Raw genomic sequence first — 23,183 nt, forward strand, 5'->3', positions numbered from 1 at the left:
CACAATGAGTGGCATAAGCAATGCACTGATGTCACAGTCACCACAATGAGTGGCATGTGAAGAGATAAGGCTCTAAATCTGTAGTGATTCACAGTATCCACAGTATCCACAACGGACGGCATGTGTTGCTTATATTGATTGGTGATAGACTGATCGATTACTTGGCGGATTGGCGTTACAGAAGTCACGTAAATGACGGTGAGAATAAGACCGTCAAAGAACCTGATCGTCTACAGGAGACCACTTCTTTTGCCTGATCTATAATTTTTCCCATTTGTTCAATGGTGTCACTCAGTTTTTGTTTCCATCCCTTGACCGAATGATTGGCCTGATCGTTTAGCTTATTCACGACTTCCGTCGCTTTTTGGCAAACCTCTCCTGTCACCCTTGCGACTTCTTCCGTGATCGCATTCAGTTCATCCCACGATTCGCGGGTACGGCGTCGAAGAAGTTTTGCGATGGATAAAACCTTCTCTTTGACCTCGCGCGTACGATCTTCAAATCCCTGTACCGCGTGAGAAGTCACTTTTTTGATCTTGTTAACGATTCGGGTGATCACTTTCACGCCATCCTGAAGCAAGCTCGCATCGGTTGGATAGTGAATATCCGATTCAACTACGGTGGTATCGGTTCGAAGATTCCGCCCGGCATGGAAGATAATATCGATTAGAAATCTGGTTATATGAGGAGAATGAGAGCTTCATTAGCTTTAGCGAAAACAAGCTCCCCGCCCATTTTGGCAAAAGGGAGTTTTTCCGTCCCCGAATAGCGATACAACTTGATTTTATTCAACATTCCATTTTGATGCTTATGGCCGCGCAACCAAAGCGGCATAAAATCTTTGAGAAACCGCCCGGCATCCTTCGGAATCTGATCGAGGGAAAGCGGGACAGAAGGTAGAAATTAGTAGTATCCAGGAATTGCTTGCGACTTTTGGTTTAGAAAAACTTTAACAAAAAAACTACAAAATGAAGTAGAAAAATACTACAAAGTGTATGATTTCTTACATTCAAATATGTGATATATTATACGTATTCTTAACATGTCATTTTATATGAGAGGACTTTCAAAGATGGCTAATAGGATGATTCTGTTTGTATTTTCATTTATTTTTTCATTAGCGTTTGTGTACTTTGTTTCATACTTATATTTCGGAATAAATCCTTTTGTTCGGAACCCGTATGCTTTGAGCGATCATTATATGGAAGTTACGGTTAATCCAACGCTAGAGATAAGTACGAAAAAAAATGGAGGAGAGAATGCGCGCGAGATTTTAGAGAAGTTATATAATGCGTTAAAAGAGAAAGAGGTTACGCTGATCTATGATGATATCGACAGTGTTGGATTAGGATTATTTGATCCTCGAGATTACTTCGGGAACAACCCGTTGGTGGAGGGAACCATTTTTCCGGCAAACAGGGAGGCACTTGTAATTTTACGCAATGATTCCTACTCTTTTAAAAAAAATAGGGAAGAAAAGGAGATTGAGTACCTTATTAATAATGCGGATGGTCAAAAGTTGAAAATTACCGGAATATACGATCAAACGCATCCATTGCATAATGAGGCTCATGAATATGTATATAATTTTTTTGGAAAACAAAATCAAAATATCACCGGTTATTATTTCATTGATGCAGATTCGCGTCAGATTGTAGAATCGGTCGTAACGTCATTTCAAAAAATTTTTAAACCTTATGATGAATATGTGGTCAGTGTTACCGATAAAGGCGTTGCAAAAGAGAATCTTATCGAACTTGTAGTGAATTCGTTAGGGACTGTCGGTATCATAATGATCATTGCATTTATCATTTTACTTTTTAATCTATCCTTGATCTATGTGATGCTACTTTTCAACGAAAAAAAGAACATCCATATACATCTTCTCTTTGGGGCAACCGGAAAAAGAATTTTTTTGAAATATGCAAAGGAAGCGGTAGTGATTTTCTTACTCAGCGCATTGCTGGCCATCTTGATTTATAGTCTTTTTCTCTCCTCTCTGATGAACCAAACGCTTACGCTCTCTTTTTACCTAAACATTTTTTTAGCCAATGTTGCCTTTCTCTCCTTACTTTGGATTCTCCTCTTTTTAATCGGACGTTTTATTCAAGAACCGGGTAGGTGAAAGGAATGTTTTTGCAATTTCAATTAGCAATAAGGGATATTCAGAAAAATATGGGAATGGTGATTTTGTTTTCTCTTCAAATGTTCATTCTGTTTATGATTTTAACTTTTTTGATCAGTCAACTCCCCAGTCTAAAATCAGTAGGGAAAGCCTTATCGATAACAAATAAGGAGGAAATTGTATATTTTAATTCTTACCAAAACAATTGGACCGATTTTTATTTCGATCGGAACATGTTCCTTTTTTTTAACTCCCTTCTCGATGATAGAGGCGTTGCCTATTCCATGATGAAAAGTACCGGGCTTGACAATATGAATCGGACTCATCAAGACATTGTGGACGTGATTCTGATCGTGGGAAACTTTGATCGCCGCTCATTCGTCGACCAAACGAAGTCCTATCCAAGAGATCAACCGGCCGTTTTAATCGGTTCCAAGGTAAGAAGTCTTAACGTCGGGGATACGGTTGAACTTGGGTTAAACAACAAAAGGCAGTATCGAGTTACAGGAAGATTAATGGAAGGTGAGGGCTATTTAGAAAAGAGATGGTATCGCTCCCTAGATGACAGCCTGGTCGTCTTCACAACCTTCAAGGAAGCGGTTGCCCTATATGAAATGGCCGCCATATACGATTTCATTCCCAATTTACATCTGATTCGTCCAAGTGAAGGGCTCATTAGTCAAGTGCAAGAAATGGCGAATAAGACGAAAAAGCTTACATTAATCCCCGAAACCAGAGGTGTAAAAAAAGTATTGGAGGGGTATTTTCTTCAAAACATCATCACGATTATAAGTTACTTCTTGTTTGTGTTTAGTGTCGTTTTTTTCACGATTTCCGCTTTCATCGCTATGCTACGCTTCATCATTTCTAAGAACAAAGTGGAGTACATGACCCATCAAATCTATGGAGCTACATTGTGGCGATTAAGAATTCGCATTACAAGCTTCATATCGATGATTGTACTCGTGCCGTTCGTTGTATTTTTATTTCTTTTTAGGCCTATTATTTTAAAATTTGAAGGTGGGGCAATGATTTTATGGGGTAATCTGCTCGCTGCTGTCTTCATCACGCTCTTCGCTTCATTTTTCTCGGCACAAAAATTAAGGGAAAAAGATATCATGACAATGATAAGGAGAGATTAATCATGCCTCTAATAGAGATTCGCGATGTTAAAAAAACATATACCACCGGCAGAGAGACCCATGTTGTTTTAAACGGCATAAATCAAAGCATTGAAAAGGGCGAAAAAGTGGCGATCGTAGGACCATCCGGATCGGGAAAAACGACATTGCTAAATATCATCGGTCTTTTGATTCAACCTACATCAGGTGAGGTCTACATCAATGGGCGAAATGTTCTTTCCTTATCAACCGATGAGAAGGCAAAATTAAGAAATCAAGTATTTGGTTATGTATTCCAAGACTTTGTTCTCATGGAGAAAGATCATGTGCTCTCAAATGTAATGATCCCCCTTCTTTATGCTTCTCCACGAATTAAAAAAGGAGATAGAAAGCAAATGGTGGAGGAAGCATTAGAAAAGGTCGGTCTAAGTCATAAGTTAAAAGAAAAAGTGAAATATTTATCAGGCGGAGAACGGCAAAGGGTGGCGATTGCCCGCGCGATTGTGAACAATCCATTCATTATCCTAGCCGATGAACCTACAGGTTCATTAGACGTGAAGAATCGGGATATCGTGATGGATCTTTTCGATACTTTGGTCGAGCAAGGAAAAACGCTGTTAATTGTCACCCATAACGAAGAGATTGCGAAACGATGCGATCGAGTGGTCCAAATAAAGAATGGTATTTTAACCGCCACTTCCACTTTTACACCTGGCCCGGCGTTTTGAAGGCGGGCAACGAGGTCTGTGTATAAGGCGATCGCTCTGAAGCTTGTCGGCATTACGTTCTACGCGAGTGAGTACTGGGAATCAAAGGCACGAACCACCCCATCATCGTGGGTTGCCACCACCACGACCCGTCCTTGCCGCGCGAGGGAGACGAGTAATTCGATGACCCGCCTACTATTCCCGTCGTCGAGGGAGGCTGTTGGTTCATCGGCAAAAATGACTTGGGCATCCTTGTAGAGGGCTCGGGCAATCCCAAGACGGCGCTTCTCCCCTCCGCTGAGCCGTGCGGTCGGCTCTCGTTCCCTCCCGCTTAAGCCGATTGCAGCGAGTGCGGCTTTCATCCGCTCCTGGTCACCCCCTACTCGGGAACCGACAAGACTGGATGTCATGGTCACGTTGAAGGCAACGGACTCCTCTTCAATGACCCCGTAATCCTGGAGGATGAAGGCAGCATGGTTCTTCCAGAAGAGCCGGCGTTGGCGTGCTCTCTAATCGATCTGTATAGATCATCATTCAAGGTTTGGTTCCCATGCCGCCGTGAGGCATTATTTTACACCGGAGAGAAGCTCCGGGTTTTTTTCCCTACCGATCTCGATGATTGTTTGATCCAACTTTTTTGCCTCATCCTTCACAGGGATATATTCCTTCCCATTCACAGTTACCTCTGTGTTGCCATACCTAACACCAAGCCGGTTCTCCCTTTCCATAAAGTCCATATAATAGAGAGAACCCACTCCCACGCTCTCCACTGATTCTTTTTCCTTTACCTTTACCTCTTCAAGCTGGGAGATCATTTCATCCATCGTTTTGGGATCGGAGACGGAGACTCTGGTTCCGTCGGAAAATTGAATCTCGACTCGATCCGCTTTTGAGAGGTCGGTGGTTAACAATTCATGAAAAGCCATGGGATTTCCCTTCCCATGTTCAACCTGTGACAGATCGCATCCGGCGCTGAAAAGTAGAATAAACAGGATCAGAAACCACTCAACATACCGATTTACCCATTTTATAACCATCACATGATATCCCCTTCGCAAAACAATGTTTGTCCATCCAAAATCTTTCCTTTTTCCTTCGGATTAATCATTATTTTTTATGACTTCAGTTCATAAGTATTTTCTTAAATTTCGGTTTCCTTTGTTCAAACAAAGCTCCATCTTCGTGATGAATTAACGGGAACTGCTTTTTCCCCTCTATCATTATGATTTTATCATGCAAAATTGTGAACTTCTACTCTAAATATCGCAATAAGATCCCCAAAATTGCGAACTTTTGAGAATGAGCAAATGCGATCCATTTCGAGATGCACTTGAAGGCATAAAAAAAAACGGTCTCCTTTTTCACAAGGAGAACCGCCGTGATCTCTTTACTCGCTCATTACGCTCACCAAGTTGATCCCAACCTCATAACGGAACCTAGGCCTGTGCCGCTTTCGCCAGGGCGAAGGCGCCGCACAGCCCGGCGTTATCTCCCAAGCCGGGTGGAACGATGTAGTGATCGATGGACTCCAGGGCGGGACTGGCCACATACCCGTTCAGGATGAAGCGAGTCCGTTCCCGGATCATGGGGAAAAGCCGGGTCTCCTTCATCACTCCGCCTCCGAGAATGATCCGCTTCGGGGATAGGATGAGGATGAGATTGGCGATGGCGGCACCAAGATAGTAGGCTTCCCATTCCCACACTCGATCCACCTCGGAAAGCTCTGGCCCTTTCTTCCCCCACCGCTTCTCTAAGGCAGGCCCTGCCGCCATTCCCTCCAAACAATCCCCATGGTAAGGACAATTCCCGGGGAAAGAATCCTCCGGCAGACGCCTCACCTGCATATGACCCATCTCCGGATGGACCAAACCGTGAAGCAATTTCCCCTCCACCACGGCACCCACGCCGATTCCCGTCCCCACGGTCATATAGAGGAGGGAATCGAGGCCTCGTCCTGCGCCCCATTCCCGCTCCCCTAACGCGGCTGCATTGACGTCGGTATCGAAGCCGATCGGGAGGGAAAGACGCTTCTTCAACTCCTTCAGGAGAGGAAAATCCCGCCACGCCAATTTCGGGGTCGAGGTGATGGAACCGTAGGTGGGACTGGACGGATTAAGATCGACCGGTCCGAACGAGCCCACTCCCAACGCATCGATTTTTTTCTCTTTGAAAAAAGCTTCCACATGCGCAAGCGTCTCCCCCGGTTCCTTCGTGGGAAAGGAAATCCGTTCCAGTACCCTCCCGTTCTCATCGCCGATACCGCACACAAATTTCGTTCCTCCTGCTTCAATCCCACCCAACAGCATCTTTCTTCCCCCTTCCACTCCCACATCTTTTTAGATCCTCCACACTTCTAAACGCAGGCGAAAGCAACAATTTGGCAATTCACTGTGATCTTCGTCCACAGGTTTTCCCCTTCATACCCCGTGACCGGACACACGTTTTCCCTCCGGAGGGATTCTTCCCTTCCGTACCGAGGAATTACGATTCTTTCTTCACCTCAAAGGAACTCTTCAGGGAAACGATCCGGTTAAAGACCGGTTTCTCCCCGATGGTAAGTTTCGGATCTACATGAAAATATCCATGACGAAGAAACTGAAAGGAATCCCCAGGTTTCGCTTCCTTTAAAGAAGGCTCCACAAAACCCCGCAAGATTTCCAGGGAGTTGGGATTTACCTGTTCCAGAAACGATCTCTCCTTTCCTTCTTCCTCTTCATCGGTCTCTTTCTCGTTTAAAAGCAACGGTTCATAGAGACGGAACTCGGCGGGGACGGCGTGGGTGGCCTCCACCCAATGAATGGTTCCCTTCACCTTCCGTCCGGTGAAACCACTTCCGCTCTTCGTCTCCGGATCATAGGTGCAGTGAATCTCCACCACCCTCCCCGTCTCATCCTTCACCAGATCATCGCACTTCACAAAATAAGCGTTCTTCAGCCGCACCTCATTTCCCGGATAGAGACGGTGATACTTGGCCGGGGGATTCTCCATGAAATCCTCCTCTTCGATGTAGAGCTCCCGGGAAAAAGGAATCTTCCGCTCCCCCATTTCCGGATTCTCGGCGTTATTTTCGATATCGAGCCATTCCACCTGACCTTCCGGATAATTGGTAATGACCAGCTTCAAGGGACGAAGGACCGCCATCATCCGCGGGACCTTCAGCTTCAAATCTTCCCGGACGAAATGCTCCAGCATCCTGACATCGACCACGCTGTTGCTTTTCGCCACCCCGATCTCCCGGGCAAAGGCGCGAATCGCCTCCGGGGTGTATCCCCTACGCCGTAAACCGGATAGGGTGGGCATGCGGGGATCATCCCATCCTTCCACGAAGCCGTGGTCGACCAACAGCTTCAGCTTCCTCTTGCTCATCACCGTGTCGGTTAAGTTAAGCCGGGCGAACTCATATTGTCTGGGAACGTTCTCCATCTCGCATTCCCGGATGACCCAATCGTAGAGAGGACGGTGATCCTCAAATTCCAAGGTGCAGAGGGAATGGGTCACCCCTTCGATGGCATCCCCCAGGGGATGAGCGAAATCGTACATGGGGTAGATGCACCACCGGTCTCCTGTCCGGTGGTGGGTGGCATGGAGGATGCGATAGAGAACGGGATCCCGCATGTTGAGATTGGGCGAAGCCATATCGATCTTGGCTCTCAGCACCTTCTCCCCATCCTTAAACTCCCCTTTTCGCATCCGCTCGAAAAGATCCAAATTCTCCGCCACCGAACGGTTCCGGTATGGGCTTTCTTTTCCCGGCTCCGTCAACGTTCCCCGCGTCTTGCGAATCTCCTCCGCCGACTGGTCATCCACATAGGCCAACCCTTTTTTAATTAACAAGACGGCCCGTCGATACATCTCTTCAAAATAATCGGAAGCGAAGAAAAGCCCGTCCCACTCGTACCCGAGCCAGCGTACATCCTCCTTGATCGATTCCACATACTCCACATCCTCCTTGTGGGGATTGGTATCGTCAAAGCGGAGATTGGTTCGTCCCTTAAATTCGTCGGCCAGTTCAAAGTTAAGGACGATGGATTTGGCATGTCCAATATGTAAATAGCCGTTCGGCTCAGGGGGAAAGCGGGTCACCACCTCTTTCACCCGGCCTTCCCTTAAGTCTTCCATCACAATATTTCGTATGAAATGGGATGGGGCTTCGTGATTCTCCAACCTGATCAACCTCCGTCTTAGCTTCTACTTTCATCATACTGTTTCCCCCGGGCAAGATCAACACTTGCGGAAAAAGGAACAACCACCTCATCCATAAGGTGGCTGTCCTGCTCAATCACACCCATTACATCCAATGGCAATCACTCATGAACAATCAAAAAAGAGAAACCAACCTCGAGGCGGAACGTCGGATTGCCCAAAGAACGGGAATTAGCGTGGTCTGCTATCCGGAAGATTGCGCAATCGTTCTAACGCCTCCAATGTAATTTTTCCCCGCGGTTGAAGAAGGTGCTCGATCCTCTCCTGCCGATGGAATTTTTCCAGCGCCCGATAAAACCGATTCGTATCCCCATGGTAAGCGAAGGGTAAAAACCCGGTCCGTATCAGATGCCGTTCTAGATTCTCTTTCAAAATGGAGTCGATCTCTATAATCTCCCGATCCATAGGAGGAGCCACCCCTTTCCACATCAGCCGGTCCTGTTTAACTCTTTTCCATCCGATATAGTCTTATTATGCCACACCTAATGGAAAAAGGGAAATGGATTGATAAGCTCCGTAAAATCCTATAAAATTGAGAAGACAAGACCGATGAAGGTGTGACCGGTAGAATGGATCAAAGGGTAAAGATCATCCATATTATCGGCGGGGGGGAATTTGGCGGAGCCGAACAACATATTCTCTCTTTGCTGGAACAGATCGAAAAAAATCAATCATATGATACAGAGGTTGTTACGTTTTACGAGGGACTGTTGGCGAAACGGCTGCGGGAGCGGGGAGATCCTGTGACCGTCCTCCCGCAAAGCGGCCGTTTCGACCTTAAGCTCTATTCCCGTCTCGTCCGCCTTTTCCGTCAAAAAAAGCCTTCCATTATCCATACCCATGGAGTGCGCGCCAATTTTTTCTCCCGCCTGGGCGGAAAAAAGGCAGGCGTCCCACATATCGTAACCACCGTACATAGCATTCTAAAACATGACTATCCGAAACCGGCGGAATACCTCGTCGCAAAATGGATGGAGAAATTAACCCTCTCCTTCAGCGAACGGTATATCGCCGTAAGCGATGCGGTGAAAGAGGATCTCATTCATTTCGGCGTGCCGCTGGACCATATCACCGTGATTCATAACGGAATTCATACGGAATCCTATGCACCCGGTCCCGCCCTCTCCCAAGAACGGGAAAGATTGCGGCACGAGTGGGGAATCCCTCCGGAGAGCTTCCTCCTCCTCACCGTGGCGCGCCTGGTTCCGGTAAAAGGAATTGAAGACCTGATCGAAGGCTTTGCCATCGCTTTTGCCAATGATCCTTCCCTTCGCCTCCTCATCGTCGGCGATGGGCCGGAGAGAAAATCCCTGGAACGATTGGCCATGGAGAAAAAGGTGTCGGATCAAGTTCTCTTTGCAGGATTCCGTCAGGATATTCCGGCCCTTCTCGCCGCTTCCGATCTCTACCTGAATACCTCCTTGTCGGAGGGGCTCCCCCTCTCCCTGATGGAGGCTATGGCGGCGGAAAAACCGGTCATCGCCACCCAAGTAGGGGGAATGAAGGAGATGATCCGCCACGAAGAGACCGGCCTCTTCATTCCCCCAAAATCACCCCAGGCCCTGGCCGAGGCCATTCTTCGCCTGAGAAGGGATGAACCGCTACAAAAAAAACTTGGCAAAACGGCCGGGGAAACGGTGAGGAAACGTTTCTCCGTAGAAGCGATGGGTCAAGCTACCCTACATCTATATCGATCACTCATAGAAGGATGAACTCTTATGCCGAAGAGCATCATACAATCCGCCCTCCTTGTCATGATCGCCACCCTCTTGGGACGGGCGATGGGCTTTATCCGGACGATCTTCGTGAGCCAGGCTTTTGGAACCTCCTTGGAAGCGAGCGCCTATATGCTCGCTTTTACCATTCCCAACACCCTTTTTACATTCCTTCCGGGAGTGATGAACGCCGTCTTTATCCCGGTTTTAAAAGGTCTTTACTCCAGCGGGAATCCCCTTCGTGCCCGTCTTCTTTTTCAAAAAATGTTAACTATTACTACCCTCATCTACCTTCTTTTGGGGGTGTTCATCTGGATTTGGGCGGACCCGATCACAAGCTTCATCGCCTCGGGAGGGAGTGAAGCGCTGAAGGATCTCTCCGCCCATCTGTTGCGGCTCATGACCCCTTCCCTTCTCTTTATCGTTCTTCTGGGGCTTTTCTCCAGCACTTTAAATGTCCATTATTATTTCGTCCTCCCCACCCTTGGGACGATCATGAACAGCCTCATCGTGATTCTTTCTCTTTTTTTTCTCGTCCCTTCCATGGGAATAAACGGCTTGGCCATCGGAACGACGCTTGGCTTCGCCGGAGGAAGCCTGATGATGCTGCCCTTTATCCTGAAGGAGAAATACTCGCTCCGGCCCGACTGGCGTTGGCGGGATGAAGATCTGATCACCATCGGCTGGCGTTTTATTCCCATTCTCCTCGGTTCGTTTCTTACCACGATGAACGAGTTTATTGAAAAATTTTTGGTCGCAGGCTTCGGGGATGATAAGATCGCCGCCTTGGGGTATGCCCGCCAGTTGGTCCAGCTCCCCATCGCCATCCTCTTCGGCGCCATCGTCTCCCCCCTGTACATCCTCCTCCTCGATCAAATGAAAGGAGGAAAGATGGAGGAAACGAGACAGACCCTCTCTCGTTCCGTCACCCTCATGACCCTTCTCTTTCTTCCCATCACCGTAGGGATCGGGATCCTAACCGCCCCCCTCGTCTCCCTTCTCTTTGAGCGGGGCGCTTTTGACGCCCGTTCCACGGAAATTACGTCCATCGCCCTCCTGCTGTTGGGGATCAGCCTCCTCCCGACCATTGTGAAGGATCTCTTCACCCGGGTCTTTTATGCGCTGGACAACACCTGGATTCCGGTGGTTCTAAATGTGCTTCAGATCCTTTTCTACATCCTCTTAAGCCTCCTTCTCATCCCCCGGATGGGCTTCGGCGCAGTGGCACTGGGATGGAGCCTCGCTTCCCTCTTGGGCGCTCTCCTCATTGGAGCGCTCCTCTGGAAGAAAATCGGTCCCTTCCTGGGAAGATCCTATCTTCGCTCATTGATGAAGGGAGTTGCCGCAACTTTTATGACGGGTCTCATGGTCTATGGCATCGAATCCCTTTTGATCAGGATAGGCGCCTCATCCTTCCTTCATCTTGTCGCAGGAGGGGGAAGCGGCCTTCTCCTCTATCTCTTCTTTCTCTTCGTTCTAAAAGAAGAGAACTTCCTCACCTACGCAAACCGGCTCCTGCGAAGAAAAAGGGTTAGAAGAAAGATATAAAAATAGGAACCCATCTCGTGCAATTTTTATCTACCGCTCTCCTCCTGGGGAAAGATCTTTCCGGGATTCAGGATATTTTCGGGATCGAAGGCTTTTTTAATGGCCCGCATCAGCTCGACCCCTTCCCCATGTTCCCTCCTCATGTATCGGATCTTCCCCACGCCGATCCCATGTTCTCCGGTACAGGTCCCCCCCTTGTCCAAAGCATATTCGGTAAGGTGGGCGTGCATCTCTTCGGCTCTCTTCATTTCTTCCCCATCCTCCACATCCACCATCATGACGGTGTGGAAATTCCCGTCGCCGATATGCCCTAGTACCCCTCCGGGGATGCCGTATTGATCCAGGAGTTTCCTCGCCAACTCCACTGCCCCCGCCAATTCGGAGAGGGGAAGGGCTACGTCGGTAAGCATCATCTTCCTGCCCGGATAGCCATGGATGAAGGAATAGGCCAGATGGTGGCGCGCCTCCCACAGCTTGGCCCGGGCTTCCTCTTCCTTCTCAAAGAAGAAACTGCCCCCCCGATTCTCCGCCGATAGCTCCTGGGCAAAGCGAAGATCTTGGGCGAGTCCGGCCTCATTCCCATGAAACTCCAAAAAGAGCGTCGGGGCCTCCTCATAATGGGATTCATGTTCCCGATTGATCTGGCGGATCGACTCGGCGTCGAGAAGCTCCACCCGGGCAATGGGGATGCCCGCCTGCATCAGGGAATTGGCCGTAGCAACCGCTTCCCGAACCGTTGGGAAAGAAACCCTGGCCGCCACGATGGCTTCCGGCAATCCATAGACCCTGAGCAGAAGTTCGGTAAATACGCCGAGTGTCCCCTCCGACCCGACAAACAGACCGGTCAGGGAATAGCCTGCCGCCGACTTCACATAAGATCCTCCGGTGCGAATGATGCGCCCGTCGGCCAACACCACTTCCAATCCCTTCACCTGATCCCGCATCACCCCATATCGGACCGCCGTTGTCCCGCTCGCATTGGTGGCCGCCATCCCTCCCAAGGTCGCATCGGCACCGGGATCTACGGAAAAGAAAAGTCCATACTTTTTAAGTTCCTTATTAAGCTGTGTCCGGGTTACGCCGGGTTCTACCCGAACAAGAAAATCTTCCGGATAAACCTGAAGGATACGGTTCATGCGGGTCATATCCAGGCTAATCCCCCCTCTATAAGGGATCGTATGCCCCTCCAGGCTGCTGCCCACACCAAAGGGAACGACCGGAATACGACGTTCGTTGGCAAATCGGAGAATGCGGCTTACCTCCTCCTTCGTCTCGGGAAAACAAACCACATCCGGAGCGTGAGGGGTGTGATACGACTCATCTCGGCTGTGTCGGTCCAATTCCGTAGCATTCACCGTGAAACGTTCGTGGGGCAATAAAGCGCGCAACTCTTCTCTCCAGTCCATTTCTTCTCCTCCTTGAATACATGGCTCTTTTTACTGATTGCTCTTTTTCCTCCGTTATGGTTGATGTTACACCCGCCCTTCGTCACGATGCAAGGGGTTGGGAAGCAAAAATGGCTTGACGAACCGGAGGATGTGAGAAATACTAGGGAAGAGATAGATTGAACCCTATACATAGAAAGGAACTTGAATATGCGGATACTGATCACCGGTGGAGCGGGATTTATCGGCTCCCACATCGCCCAAGCCTGTGTAGAAAAAGGGTTTGAAACCTATATCTTTGATGATCTGTCGACCGGGAGGGAGGAAAACCTCTTTCCGGAAGCCCACTTCATCAAGGGCGATCTGGCCGATGCTCCGCTGGAAGACCTCCTCGCCGATATACAGCCCGATTACCTCATCCACGAAGCGGCACAGGCCTCCGTTCCGGTTTCAACGAAGGATCCCTGTCGGGACGCGGAGATCAATATCCTCGGTACGGTCCGTCTCCTTGAAGCTGCGAAGAAATCCAATGTAAAAAAGGTCGTTTACGCCTCTTCCGCCGCCGTCTATGGGAATCCGGTTCGCCTCCCCATCGACGAGAGCCATCCCCAACATCCCCTCTCCTTCTACGGAGTCAGCAAATATGTCCCGGAATTTTATTTAGACCTCTATTGGAAACATTTTGGACTCCCCTATACCGTCCTCCGCTATGCCAATGTGTATGGCCCCCGACAGGTGGCACACGGTGAAGGGGGGGTAGTGGCCATCTTCGCCGATAAAATCAAACGAGGAGAAAAATTATCCGTCTATGGGGACGGGGATCAAACCCGTGATTTCATCTACGTCTCCGATGTGGTGGCGGCCAATCTGGCCGCACTCGAGCGGGGGACAGGGGAAATATTTAACATTGGGACCGGGATCCCCACCTCGGTGAACCAATTGATCAAAGCCTTTGAAGAGATCCTGGGACACCCGGTAGAAAAAGAATATCTCCCGCCTAGGGAGGGAGATATTCGAGATAGCTTATTTCACATCAATAAGGCCGTCAAGGAGCTTGCTTGGTCTCCCAAGGTATCGCTGGCGGAAGGATTGCGCCGTACCCTCAGTAGCTGATGCTTGCCCCGATGATGTAGGAGAAACTGACGGAGATCACCATGGAAAGGAATCCCACGGCCAGATTTCCCTGTTCAAGTTCCTGATCCACCCGAAATTGGGGAGTAAGAAATTCAAAGATGAGATAAGCAAGAAGAAGTAAAGCGGATCCCATTCCTCCCCATAGCAAAGACTTCCCAAGGGTATCATGATGGAGGATGGAGAAATGCAGAATATTGGAGATGCCGAAGATTTTCCCTGCCACCGCCAATGCGACGGCCAAGTTTCCCCGCTTAATCTCCTGCCAGGTGTGATACCTCGTCATCACCTCAAATACCGTAAGAAAGAGGATGATGGCGAGTCCCGCCACGGAATAGTAGGCAATTGCCGCAATATAGGGATTATCAAGCCAATCTGCCATGCCATAAACTCCTCCCACTTCATCCGGTATCCAACCTGAAAAAGAGATAAAGAAAATGACCCATGAAAGAAAGATCTCACTTACTATACGACTTTAAAGGAAAATCGTTTCATTTCAAATTCGCACGATCTTCCTTCCTATGAAACCATCCTTCGAGTCCGACCGGCTGCCGAACAAATTTCGTTACTTTCCGTAAAAAAGGCTCCCACTGTTCGGGAGCCTTTCATTTTATTGGACGAAGTTCCGGAATCCTCTTCCTTATGTCTACCCTTCGTTCATCTCTTCTTTAATCTCATTGAAAAGGTGGGCCAATTGCCGTGCCTGTTCATCCCTGCGGTAGAGAGCAAGTGCACTCTCCTCCTCGGTAAAAGAGAAGAGATCAGCCAATTCTCCCCGTTTCCATGCTTCATAAAACGTAAGGATCGCCTTCTTCATCGCCTCTAAATCGGTGGGAGAAACGGCCTGTCCGATATGAAAGCGTTCAATGATCTGCGTCGCCTCTCCAGGGAGGCTGAAGGCGAGAACGGGGCGCTTCACCGCCAGGTATTCGAAGAGTTTTCCCGGAATATAGTTCTCCGACCCAGGGGCCGTGTCGCCGATCAGGAGGAGAATGTGGGATTTCTTGAGCAGCGTGAGGGATTCCCGATGGGGAAGATATCCCAATACCTCTACGATGTCTTCAAGACCCAAGTTTTTTACCGCCTCTTCATTCTCATGGTATCCCGGATAGTCGAATATGCCGGCGAAGCGTAAGCGCAGCTCATCCCGTTTTATCCTTCCTTCATCGATCAACTCGGCCACAGCGCGCAAAAAGAGGCGGGGATTTCTCTCTTTGTAAAAGATCCCCGTATAGGCGAAGGAGAGACGATCCGGGTCGGGCTCTCCTTCAATCGCTAAATAATCATCCGGATCATATCCGTTATGGATTACCTCAATCTGGCGAATCTCCGGAAACTTCGCCTTAAAGTTTTGGGCAAAAGAATGGGTTACGGTCGTTATGGCCGTCGCCTCCCGCATGACGGAACGCTCCATTCGTTCCTCGATCCATTCCCTCCAGGCGATGCCGGAACGGTGCATGTTCTGCGTCCAAGGATCCCGGAAATCGGCAACCCACGGGAGCCTGGTAATGTGGGCCAAGCGGCGGGCTACCAGATGGCAGGAGTAGGGACCGGAGGTGGAGTAGATGAGGTCCACCTTCTGTTCCCGAATCGCCCTTAACCCCATGCGAACGGCAAAAGGGACCCAGAAAATGTGATCATCAGGGATGAGAATCCAATTCTTCCCTTTTTTGAGGGCCTTAAATAGCCCCTGTTTCACCCCTTCGATCCACGAAGAGCCCTCTTTCTGCGGAAAACTCCCCCCCTCGGAAGGGGTCTTATGAATCGAAGTCTCCGTATCCCCGGATCCATTCTTTCTCCGGCGGGAAGACTCCTGTAGAGAAGAGGTTCGAAGCCTGTTGATGGATGCGTAAGGATTAAATTCCCGCGCCCGGTAGATCGGGGTCAAATCTGGAATCTGTTGTAGGAGACTCTCATCCAGCGACGCATGGTACCGGGGGTCCACCGTTAAAACAACAGGATTCCATCCATATTGGGGGAGATATTTGACCATTTTAAGGGGCCTCGGGACTCCACCTCCGGCGATGGGAGGAAAGAGATAGGAAATGAGCAGCACTTTCCCTTCTTTGGACACGTTCACTCATCCTTTAACCGTTACTTTATTCCTCAGGTCGTCCTTCCTATATTACGCGCCTCAGATCCGTATGACCTCCGCTTTTAAATCATAAGGGATCCGGTTTTTAGCATCGACCAAGACCGCGTTTTCCGACATCCGCCCTAAAAGCTCCTGCCAACGAATCCCTTCGAAAGCCTTCTGCATGGCCAGAAAGAAGAGCCCATCCGCTCCATCCGCCGCCTCCTCCAAGGTATCCACCTTAAAGGGATAGCGGGACGGCACGGCGGGGTCATAGGCTTTGACGATCGCCCCTTTACTGATCAGAAGAGAGACCACCTGATGGCAGGGACTAATCCGGTCGTCATTGGAGTAATCCTTCATCGCCAGTCCCAAAACGGCAATCTTTGCCTCCCTGATCCCCTTTCCTCTTTTCTTTAGTCCTTCCTCCATCATGGTGACGAGGACTCCAGGTACGGCATCATTGATTTGGCGTGCCATCTCCAGAAGCCCCAATCGAAGCCCCATCTCCGCCGCCTTCGGTTGTAAATAATAATATGCGTTGGGAAGGCAATACCCTCCCACCCCCGGTCCCGGAACGAGGAGATTTACCCGTTTATGGGTATTCGCGACCCGGATCAGCTCCGCGGTGTTAATCCCCATTCCTTCCGCGAAACGGGCAAACTCCTGGACCATGGCAATATTTACGTCCCTTTGCACATTTTCAATCACCTTGGCCGTCTCCACAATTTTAATCGAAGAGAGAGTAATCTCCGCCTCGGTGACGAAGGAGAGGAACTCCTTCGCCCGAAGGGCCGAGGCTTCCGTCACCCCTCCCACCGCAAGGGGCATGGTGCGAAATTCCTCAAAGGCTCTCCCTTCGGCGATCCTCTCCGAAGAATAAGCCAAGTCGAAGTCAACACCGGCCTTAAGACCGCTTTTTTCCAAAATGGGAAGGAATATTTCTTCCGTCGTCCCAGGTACCACGGTGCTGCGCAGGACGACCAAATCCCCTTTCTTCAACACTTGGCTTAAGGATTCGGCGGCAGATATTAGATAGGAAAGGTCAGGGTCCCCGTTCCGTACGGGAATCCCCACCGTCACAATATAATGATTAACTTCGTTCGCCGCCTCCCGGTAATCGGTGGTGGCTCTGAAATTCCCTTTGGCCAGCTCTTCTCTAAGGATCTCGGCCAAAGGTTTCCCCTCGTCATACTCCTGGTGGTAACTGATCCCCTGATTTAATTCTTCTACCAAGCGGGGAAGCACATCAACGCCGATCACCTTCGCACCCTTCATGGCATAACTTAAGGATAACGGCAAGCCGACAAAACCGAGCCCGATGACGCCCACATGAAGTTGATTCATCCATCTCTCCCCTAATCGTGGATCGGATTCTATCTCACGATCCTTCATATGAAACATGAACTATTGTACCACATTTTTTAAAAAGGTGTATCCTCCCCTTATGATTTAAAGAAAAACCAATAGATCAATCCGGAGAGAATAAAGAGAGAGGCGATGACAAAGAGTATTTTCCATAATTTTTCCATATTTTCCTCCCTTATAACTGCGGCCTTTGCCTATTCGCCCATTTTTTCATTTCAAAGAATGGGGAACAGGGAAAAGGACAAACTCCGCCTCTCCGGCCAAGGTGGAAATGGGGATCTGCCCGATATCCGGGCTTCTGCTATCCCAGCTTGCATTCGGATGTCGATTATCCCCCATGACGAAAACATGCCCCTCCTTCACCGTTACTTCCTCCATGTCTCCGACGGTAATGGTATCCACATATTCTTCGTGGAGAATTTTCCCGTTAAGATAGACGCGCCCATCCGAGATGGAGATCCGATCTCCCGGCAAGCCAATCACCCGTTTCACAAAATATCTGCCGTCAATGGGGTTGGGAAATACAACGATATCTCCCCGATTGATCGCCCCAAAATAGAGGGGGATGCGATTCACAAATACCCGTTCATGATTTTTTATGGTGGGCATCATGGAACTGCCCTCCACGATATAAAGGGCAAAGGCTGTTTTTTGGATGACGACCGCCAACAAGAAACCAACCGCCAGGATATAGATCCATTCTTTGATCCGTTTCCCCATCGAGGATATCATGCTCATCTCCCCGTTTCCCCTAAATATCTTATGCTCCTTATCCGACTGGAGAAGCCCCCGTTTTGCTCCCCTTATGCGATTTAATCAGGTTACGATCTTATTTATTTTATCATAGAACACCGGTTTCGTCTCGATCGATCCGATTTCCACCGATTAGGATTTCAATTCCGCGATGGTGACCCCGAGTCCACCCTCTCCCTGGTCACATATCTCGATCAAAAGAGAGGTAATCGGGGGAGATGACAAGATGCTCAGGATACAGTTTCTTTCCGACTCTGTCGATATGTTCTTTTAATTCTTTGTGGCTTAAAGAATTGTAGTCTACTACGTCCACCATATAGGGAATAGGAAGCTCTTCATTAAGATAGGTCTGTAATTGAAGCGCCAGCTCTGGAGAGCAGTGTTTCCCCTTGATGGCAAGATCAATGTCGCTTCCTTTTTTATGGTTTCCTTTGGCCCTGCTTCCAAAAAGGATCACTTCCTCAACCTCAGCATGTTGTCGAAACGCATCTAACAAGAGTTGATACGATTTTTCTGAAATTCCAAATGGATTCATCGCTCTTCTCCTAGCTTTAACAAAACTTGTTTCATCGCATTGAAATAATGCCGCTGTTTCCATCGTATATCCGCGCTCATGATTTTCCCTCACTTATTGTTTATTTTTCGCAAACACCTTTTGCCTTTTATTGGACTAACCCTTCAATTCCGCGATGGTGACCCCGAGTCCACCCTCTCCCTGCCCCCCGGAGCGATAGCGTTCAACGTTCCGATGGGAGCGCAGGTAGTCCTGAACCGCCCTTTTCAGCGCCCCCGTACCCAAGCCATGGATGATGGTCACTTGGGGAAGCCCGGCCAACAGGGCTTCATCCAGATAGCGATCCAGATGGATCAGGGCTTCCTCCACCGTCTGACCCCTTAAATCGAGTTCGGTTCGAACCCTCTCCCGCCGGTTTGCCGTCCGTATAACCGCCTTTTCATGCCGAGTCTTCTCCTCTTCCCTCTTCTCCAGATCTCTCCCGTTCAACTTGGTCTTCAGGATTCCGACCTGCACGAGGTACTCATCCTCCCCCAACGCTTCCAGAACGATTCCCTTTAACTTCAAAGAGTGGACGTACACTTCATCCCCCGCTTTGAGGCCGTGGGGAGAGGACGGGACAGCCCCCCTTTCCCTTCGCCCGGTCTCAAGGGTTGGGATCGCCTCATCGAGTCGTTTTCTCGCTTCGATCAACCGATGTTCCTTAATCCTCGCCCCTTCTTCCTCCCCTAGGCGGCGAAGCTCCCGTATCACCTCTTCCGCTTCCCGCCGGGCTTTTTTCACCACTTCTTCCGCTTCTCGGGCCGCTTCTCGAAGAAGACGATCCCGTTCCCGTTCCAACCGCTCCTTCTCCTCTTGGAGGGAATTCCTGAGGCGAACCATCTCTTCCTGGATCCGCTCCGCCTCTTCTCTCTTCATTTCCGCTTCCTTCCGGGATTCCGCCAGGTTCGTTATCATCTGCTCCAATTCCCGGCTCTCCGAACCCACCTGGGCTTTCGCCTTTTCGATGATTCCCGCGGGAAGTCCCAAACGCCGAGCGATGGCAAAAGCATTGCTCCTCCCTGGAATGCCCAGAAGAAGCCGATAGGTAGGGCTTAAGGTCTCCACATCAAACTCCACGCTGGCATTCATCACCTGAGGTTGGTTATAGGCGTACACCTTAAGCTCGCTATAATGGGTGGTGGCCACGACCCGGGCTCCCCGCCGGGAGATGTGATCCAAGATGGCGATAGCCAACGCCGCCCCTTCGGTGGGATCTGTCCCCGCCCCCAGCTCATCCAGAAGGATGAGGCTGTCCGGCACCATCTCTTGGATGATTCTCACGATGTGCGTCATATGGGAGGAGAAGGTGCTTAAGCTCTGTTCGATGCTCTGCTCATCCCCGATGTCGGCAAAGACTTGGGAAAAAACGGCTACCTCGCTCTCCTCATCCGCCGGAATCTGTAAACCTGCCTGCGCCATCAACGTAATCAGTCCGATCGTTTTCAGGGAGACGGTCTTCCCCCCCGTATTGGGGCCGGTGATCACCAGCATGGTAAAAGAATCGCCCACCTCCACATCGATGGGTACCACCTTCTCCTTCGGAATGAGGGGGTGGCGGGCCTTCTTCAACTTAATGGCCTTCTTTCGATTTAAGATGGGTCGGGACGCTTTGATGGATAAGGCATACTTTGCTTTGGTAAAGATAAAGTCGAGCTCGGCCAAGGACTCCACATTGACCGATAAGGCATCCGCCTCTTCCGCGGTCGTATGCGTAAGCTCCCGCAGGATGCGTTCAATCTCCTTCTCCTCCTTTAGCTTCGCTTCCCGCAACTCGTTATTGAGGCGGACCACCGCCTCCGGTTCGATAAAGAGCGTCGCTCCCGAGGCGGACTGATCATGAACGAGTCCGCCAAAAGCGGTCCTGTACTCCTGCTTTACAGGAATCACATAACGGCCGTTTCGTAATGTGACGATCTGCTCCTGAATCATCTTCTGGTAGGAGGGGTCCTTCACCATGCGATCCAGTCTCTCTTTAATCCCCGACTCTAAACCCTTTATCTCGGCACGGATCTTCCGCAATAAAGGAGAGGCCCCGTCCAATACCTCCCCATATTCATCAATCGTCCCGTGAATCTTCGTCTCCAGGTTTTTAAGCCCTTCGATCCTCTCCGCATATTCCTTCAGGATGGGAAGAGACTCCTTGTCGGCCAACTCCAACAGGAAATGCTTCAACCTCCTGCCGGCGGCCAATGTATCGGCCAGATCGAGAAATTCCTGCGGGGATAATACCCCTCCCATCCTTGCCCTCCGAATGGAGGGGCGGATATCGTGGATCCCGCCGAGGGGAACCTCCCCGCGCAGTCGATAAACCGTCACACCCTCCGCCGTCGCCTCCTGCGCCTCTTCCACCTCTTCGTAAGTGAAGAAAGGGGTGAGCCTCTCCATCCTCTCTCTCGCCAGAGAGGAAGAGGCATACCGCATCGCTTGTTCGATCACCTTATCAAATTCAAGAACCTTTACGGTCCGTTTAAGCCAGCTCTTCTCCGTCAATCTTCGATCTCCTATCTTTCCAGCTTTTTCTGTTATTCCAAGCTTCCTCATCGCTTTTTCTTCATTATACCTGATCGCCGTGCGAAAATCATGCGCATCCGTTCCATCAACCACATCACTTGGTTTGATTCGGCCTCCGCGATGCCGAAATGTTCACACATTTGACACCGCTTTCATAATGGCTTTGTGGTATAATGAAATCGGAAAGGGGGAAAGGAAGTAAGAAAGGCGAGCACAGAATTGTCGGTCTCTCTCATACGAAAACTTACCAAGAGGAAACGAATGGTAAGCGAGCGACGCCGACTTAGAAGAAATTCTAAGAAAAGCGAAAATAGGCTCTGCGTGGAGCCTAGATAGGAATCTGATACGAAGCGTCGATTCCGGGAAGGAAAAGAACTTCAAAGCAGAGACCAAAATAAAATAATCGTAATGAGCGGGACCGACAGTTGTGTGCTTGCAGAAAAAGAAGCCGAAAGGCTTCTTTTTTTGACCGTTTTTTTCTCTTTTTCGCCTAGCACCCACACTCATTTGAGACCGTTACATGAAGAACGACGGGGTTCTTTTTCCCTCCCTCGCTAAAAAGCGTCCGAATCGCCCTCCACACCAGCTCCTCTTCACCCCGAATAACCGAACTCATCGACCCCACCTCAATCTGTAACCCTTCCTCTTTTAGCTTTTCTAACTCTGCGACCGCATCGCTTACGATCTGATCAATATCGGGCCGCGATAACGGATAGAGAGCAACCTGTGCGGAAATAATCATCTTCTCACCCCTTTTCCTCTTCTCTTTTATCCCACCGAACGGCAAAAAATCCGGCTCCGGGCGCATCGGAACGGGAACGTTTTGCCTCCTCCGCGAACGCCTCTTCTTCGTCAAAATCATTTACCGGGGGAAGATAAAGGCCTTTTCGCAGCGTATACTCCACCCCTGGAAGGAGGAGAGGAATCTCCTCCTCCCGGTAGAGATGGGCTTTCGCAAAAAGATGGGCAGGATCCTTCGCCGCCAGAGAAGAATAAAGCTCACCCCATGGACTTTCCCGGGCTAACAGTCCCAAGACGATCCGACCGCCCGGTTTTAAAACCCGCATCGCCTCTCTTAAGACCTTTTGCGGTTCCATCATAAACTCCAGGGCGGTTACCGAAATAACGAGATGAAAAGAGCTGTCCATAAAGGGGAGATCATGGGCATCTCCCTCCACCCATCTTACCTTCTGATCGCTATCCTTCTCCCGGGCGATCGCCAGCATTTCCCGGGCCGGGTCTAACCCGGTCACATGAACTCCTTGATCCGCCAACCAGAGGGAATAATTTCCCGTGCCTGCCCCAAGGTCGAGAGCTTCTTCTCCCCTTTGCGGTTGAGCCAAGCTTTCGATCATCCCCTTTTCGATTCGATCCACAAAGCGGCCTAACTTCGATTCATACCATTGATCATAATCCTTGGCGAAGGCGTCAAACCATGCCAAACGAGACACCTCTTTTCCCTTAACCTTTCCACGACTCTACATATGACGCTTTATCTCTTCCATTATACTTCAATCGGCCTTGCATCGCATACGGGGTGATCACTCCGCCGTTTATGCCGTAAATTTCCATTCTCTTTTCAATTTTTAAGGAAACCCTCTAAACTTTACCGATTCATGTGAAATTCATGTTTATAAAAATATCGTCTGATGTTTATCTAACCCTATGTTTTGATCGTATCCCCGTAATTAAGTAAAGAAGTATGAACGAAAGTATAAAATAAAAAGCAAATGATGCGACCATTGGTCCAAAAAGAATTTGCGTCGGATTATCAAAAACCGAAACGAATCCGGTGGACCACGGAAATGGGGGATCAATATCTCTTTGGTTTTGTAATAAAAATGGAAAGGGATATCCTAGTTTGACATGCTTCAAATCATCATGATGATATACAATTACTTTTGTAGTAATTATTGAAACAAATAACATAATGATCGATGTAAAAATAGAAATCATGAAGATTGATATGGATCGTTTTTCCATAAT

At 49.3% G+C, this 23,183-nt stretch carries 20 protein-coding genes and 1 pseudogene; 6 read left to right on the forward strand and 15 right to left on the reverse strand.

Annotation, left to right across the window (positions count from 1 at the left end):
- Positions 1-184 precede the first annotated feature (184 nt).
- The gene (locus tag THEAE_RS20975) at positions 185-559 is read right to left on the reverse strand and encodes a hypothetical protein (protein ID WP_028987800.1); all 375 of its coding nucleotides are present in this window, start codon (positions 557-559) and stop codon (positions 185-187) included.
- A gap of 513 nt (positions 560-1,072) precedes the next feature.
- Between THEAE_RS20975 and THEAE_RS0113215 the strand changes: the two genes are divergently transcribed.
- The 3 genes from THEAE_RS0113215 (at position 1,073) to THEAE_RS0113225 (ending at position 3,974) form a co-directional block, all read left to right on the forward strand.
- Positions 1,073-2,125 carry an FtsX-like permease family protein gene (locus THEAE_RS0113215; protein WP_028987801.1) on the forward strand — a complete coding sequence of 351 codons (1,053 nt, stop codon included), beginning with the start codon at positions 1,073-1,075 and terminating at the stop codon, positions 2,123-2,125.
- Between the two features lie 341 nt (positions 2,126-2,466).
- Positions 2,467-3,267 carry a hypothetical protein gene (locus tag THEAE_RS0113220; protein ID WP_156920629.1) on the forward strand — a complete coding sequence of 267 codons (801 nt, stop codon included), beginning with the start codon at positions 2,467-2,469 and terminating at the stop codon, positions 3,265-3,267.
- Between the two features lie 2 nt (positions 3,268-3,269).
- The gene (locus tag THEAE_RS0113225) at positions 3,270-3,974 is read left to right on the forward strand and encodes an ABC transporter ATP-binding protein (RefSeq protein ID WP_028987803.1); all 705 of its coding nucleotides are present in this window, start codon (positions 3,270-3,272) and stop codon (positions 3,972-3,974) included.
- Positions 3,975-4,033: 59 nt separating this feature from the next.
- Here the strand turns inward: THEAE_RS0113225 and THEAE_RS20980 are convergent.
- From THEAE_RS20980 to THEAE_RS0113265, 5 genes and pseudogenes are all read right to left on the reverse strand, one after another.
- Positions 4,034-4,432 (reverse strand): annotated as a pseudogene (locus THEAE_RS20980) (ATP-binding cassette domain-containing protein); the annotation flags it as partial.
- Positions 4,433-4,519: 87 nt separating this feature from the next.
- The gene (locus THEAE_RS0113235; protein ID WP_028987804.1) at positions 4,520-4,990 is read right to left on the reverse strand and encodes a hypothetical protein; all 471 of its coding nucleotides are present in this window, start codon (positions 4,988-4,990) and stop codon (positions 4,520-4,522) included.
- A gap of 399 nt (positions 4,991-5,389) precedes the next feature.
- Positions 5,390-6,259: an ROK family protein gene (locus tag THEAE_RS0113250; protein ID WP_028987805.1), complete on the reverse strand. Its 870-nt coding sequence runs from the start codon at positions 6,257-6,259 to the stop codon at positions 5,390-5,392.
- A 175-nt stretch (positions 6,260-6,434) separates the two neighbouring features.
- Positions 6,435-8,117 carry a glutamine--tRNA ligase/YqeY domain fusion protein gene (locus THEAE_RS0113255; protein ID WP_028987806.1) on the reverse strand — a complete coding sequence of 561 codons (1,683 nt, stop codon included), beginning with the start codon at positions 8,115-8,117 and terminating at the stop codon, positions 6,435-6,437.
- A 210-nt stretch (positions 8,118-8,327) separates the two neighbouring features.
- The gene (locus THEAE_RS0113265) at positions 8,328-8,561 is read right to left on the reverse strand and encodes a hypothetical protein (RefSeq protein ID WP_028987807.1); all 234 of its coding nucleotides are present in this window, start codon (positions 8,559-8,561) and stop codon (positions 8,328-8,330) included.
- 164 nt (positions 8,562-8,725) lie between these two features.
- Here THEAE_RS0113265 and THEAE_RS0113270 point away from each other — a divergent pair, with 164 nt between their 5' ends.
- Together THEAE_RS0113270 and murJ are read left to right on the forward strand one after the other, a co-directional pair.
- Positions 8,726-9,868: a glycosyltransferase gene (locus THEAE_RS0113270; protein WP_028987808.1), complete on the forward strand. Its 1,143-nt coding sequence runs from the start codon at positions 8,726-8,728 to the stop codon at positions 9,866-9,868.
- A 6-nt stretch (positions 9,869-9,874) separates the two neighbouring features.
- Positions 9,875-11,419 carry a murein biosynthesis integral membrane protein MurJ gene (gene murJ / locus THEAE_RS0113275; RefSeq protein ID WP_028987809.1) on the forward strand — a complete coding sequence of 515 codons (1,545 nt, stop codon included), beginning with the start codon at positions 9,875-9,877 and terminating at the stop codon, positions 11,417-11,419.
- Positions 11,420-11,445: 26 nt separating this feature from the next.
- Here murJ and THEAE_RS0113280 read toward each other — a convergent pair whose 3' ends face one another.
- Entirely contained in the window at positions 11,446-12,825 is a 1,380-nt protein-coding gene (locus THEAE_RS0113280; RefSeq protein ID WP_028987810.1) for an FAD-binding oxidoreductase, read from the reverse strand.
- Positions 12,826-13,014: 189 nt separating this feature from the next.
- Here THEAE_RS0113280 and THEAE_RS0113285 point away from each other — a divergent pair, with 189 nt between their 5' ends.
- On the forward strand, positions 13,015-13,917 hold the full coding sequence (locus THEAE_RS0113285; protein WP_028987811.1) for an NAD-dependent epimerase/dehydratase family protein: 903 nt from the start codon (positions 13,015-13,017) through the stop codon (positions 13,915-13,917).
- Here THEAE_RS0113285 and THEAE_RS0113290 read toward each other — a convergent pair.
- From THEAE_RS0113290 to THEAE_RS20985, 8 genes are all read right to left on the reverse strand, one after another.
- Positions 13,907-14,317: a DUF350 domain-containing protein gene (locus THEAE_RS0113290; RefSeq protein WP_028987812.1), complete on the reverse strand. Its 411-nt coding sequence runs from the start codon at positions 14,315-14,317 to the stop codon at positions 13,907-13,909. The two genes, THEAE_RS0113285 and THEAE_RS0113290, sit on opposite strands and share 11 nt — an antisense overlap.
- Positions 14,318-14,581: 264 nt before the next feature.
- Positions 14,582-16,009: a glycosyltransferase family 4 protein gene (locus THEAE_RS0113295; protein ID WP_245605559.1), complete on the reverse strand. Its 1,428-nt coding sequence runs from the start codon at positions 16,007-16,009 to the stop codon at positions 14,582-14,584.
- Between the two features lie 60 nt (positions 16,010-16,069).
- Positions 16,070-17,356 (reverse strand): nucleotide sugar dehydrogenase, encoded by a 1,287-nt coding sequence (locus THEAE_RS0113300; RefSeq protein WP_028987814.1) that lies wholly within the window; start codon positions 17,354-17,356, stop codon positions 16,070-16,072.
- A 231-nt stretch (positions 17,357-17,587) separates the two neighbouring features.
- A complete protein-coding gene (lepB, locus tag THEAE_RS0113310) occupies positions 17,588-18,115 on the reverse strand; it encodes a signal peptidase I (protein WP_028987815.1) in 528 nt (175 codons plus the stop codon).
- A gap of 196 nt (positions 18,116-18,311) precedes the next feature.
- A complete protein-coding gene (locus tag THEAE_RS0113315; protein ID WP_245605560.1) occupies positions 18,312-18,728 on the reverse strand; it encodes a nucleotidyltransferase family protein in 417 nt (138 codons plus the stop codon).
- A 72-nt stretch (positions 18,729-18,800) separates the two neighbouring features.
- Positions 18,801-21,176 (reverse strand): endonuclease MutS2, encoded by a 2,376-nt coding sequence (locus THEAE_RS0113320; protein ID WP_028987817.1) that lies wholly within the window; start codon positions 21,174-21,176, stop codon positions 18,801-18,803.
- Between the two features lie 511 nt (positions 21,177-21,687).
- On the reverse strand, positions 21,688-21,939 hold the full coding sequence (locus THEAE_RS0113325; RefSeq protein ID WP_028987818.1) for a YkoF family thiamine/hydroxymethylpyrimidine-binding protein: 252 nt from the start codon (positions 21,937-21,939) through the stop codon (positions 21,688-21,690).
- Positions 21,940-21,943: 4 nt separating this feature from the next.
- On the reverse strand, positions 21,944-22,639 hold the full coding sequence (locus THEAE_RS20985) for a class I SAM-dependent methyltransferase (protein WP_052330008.1): 696 nt from the start codon (positions 22,637-22,639) through the stop codon (positions 21,944-21,946).
- Positions 22,640-23,183 lie beyond the last annotated feature (544 nt).

It is taken from the genome of Thermicanus aegyptius DSM 12793 (assembly GCF_000510645.1).
Taxonomy (GTDB): Bacteria; Bacillota; Bacilli; order Thermicanales; family Thermicanaceae; genus Thermicanus; species Thermicanus aegyptius.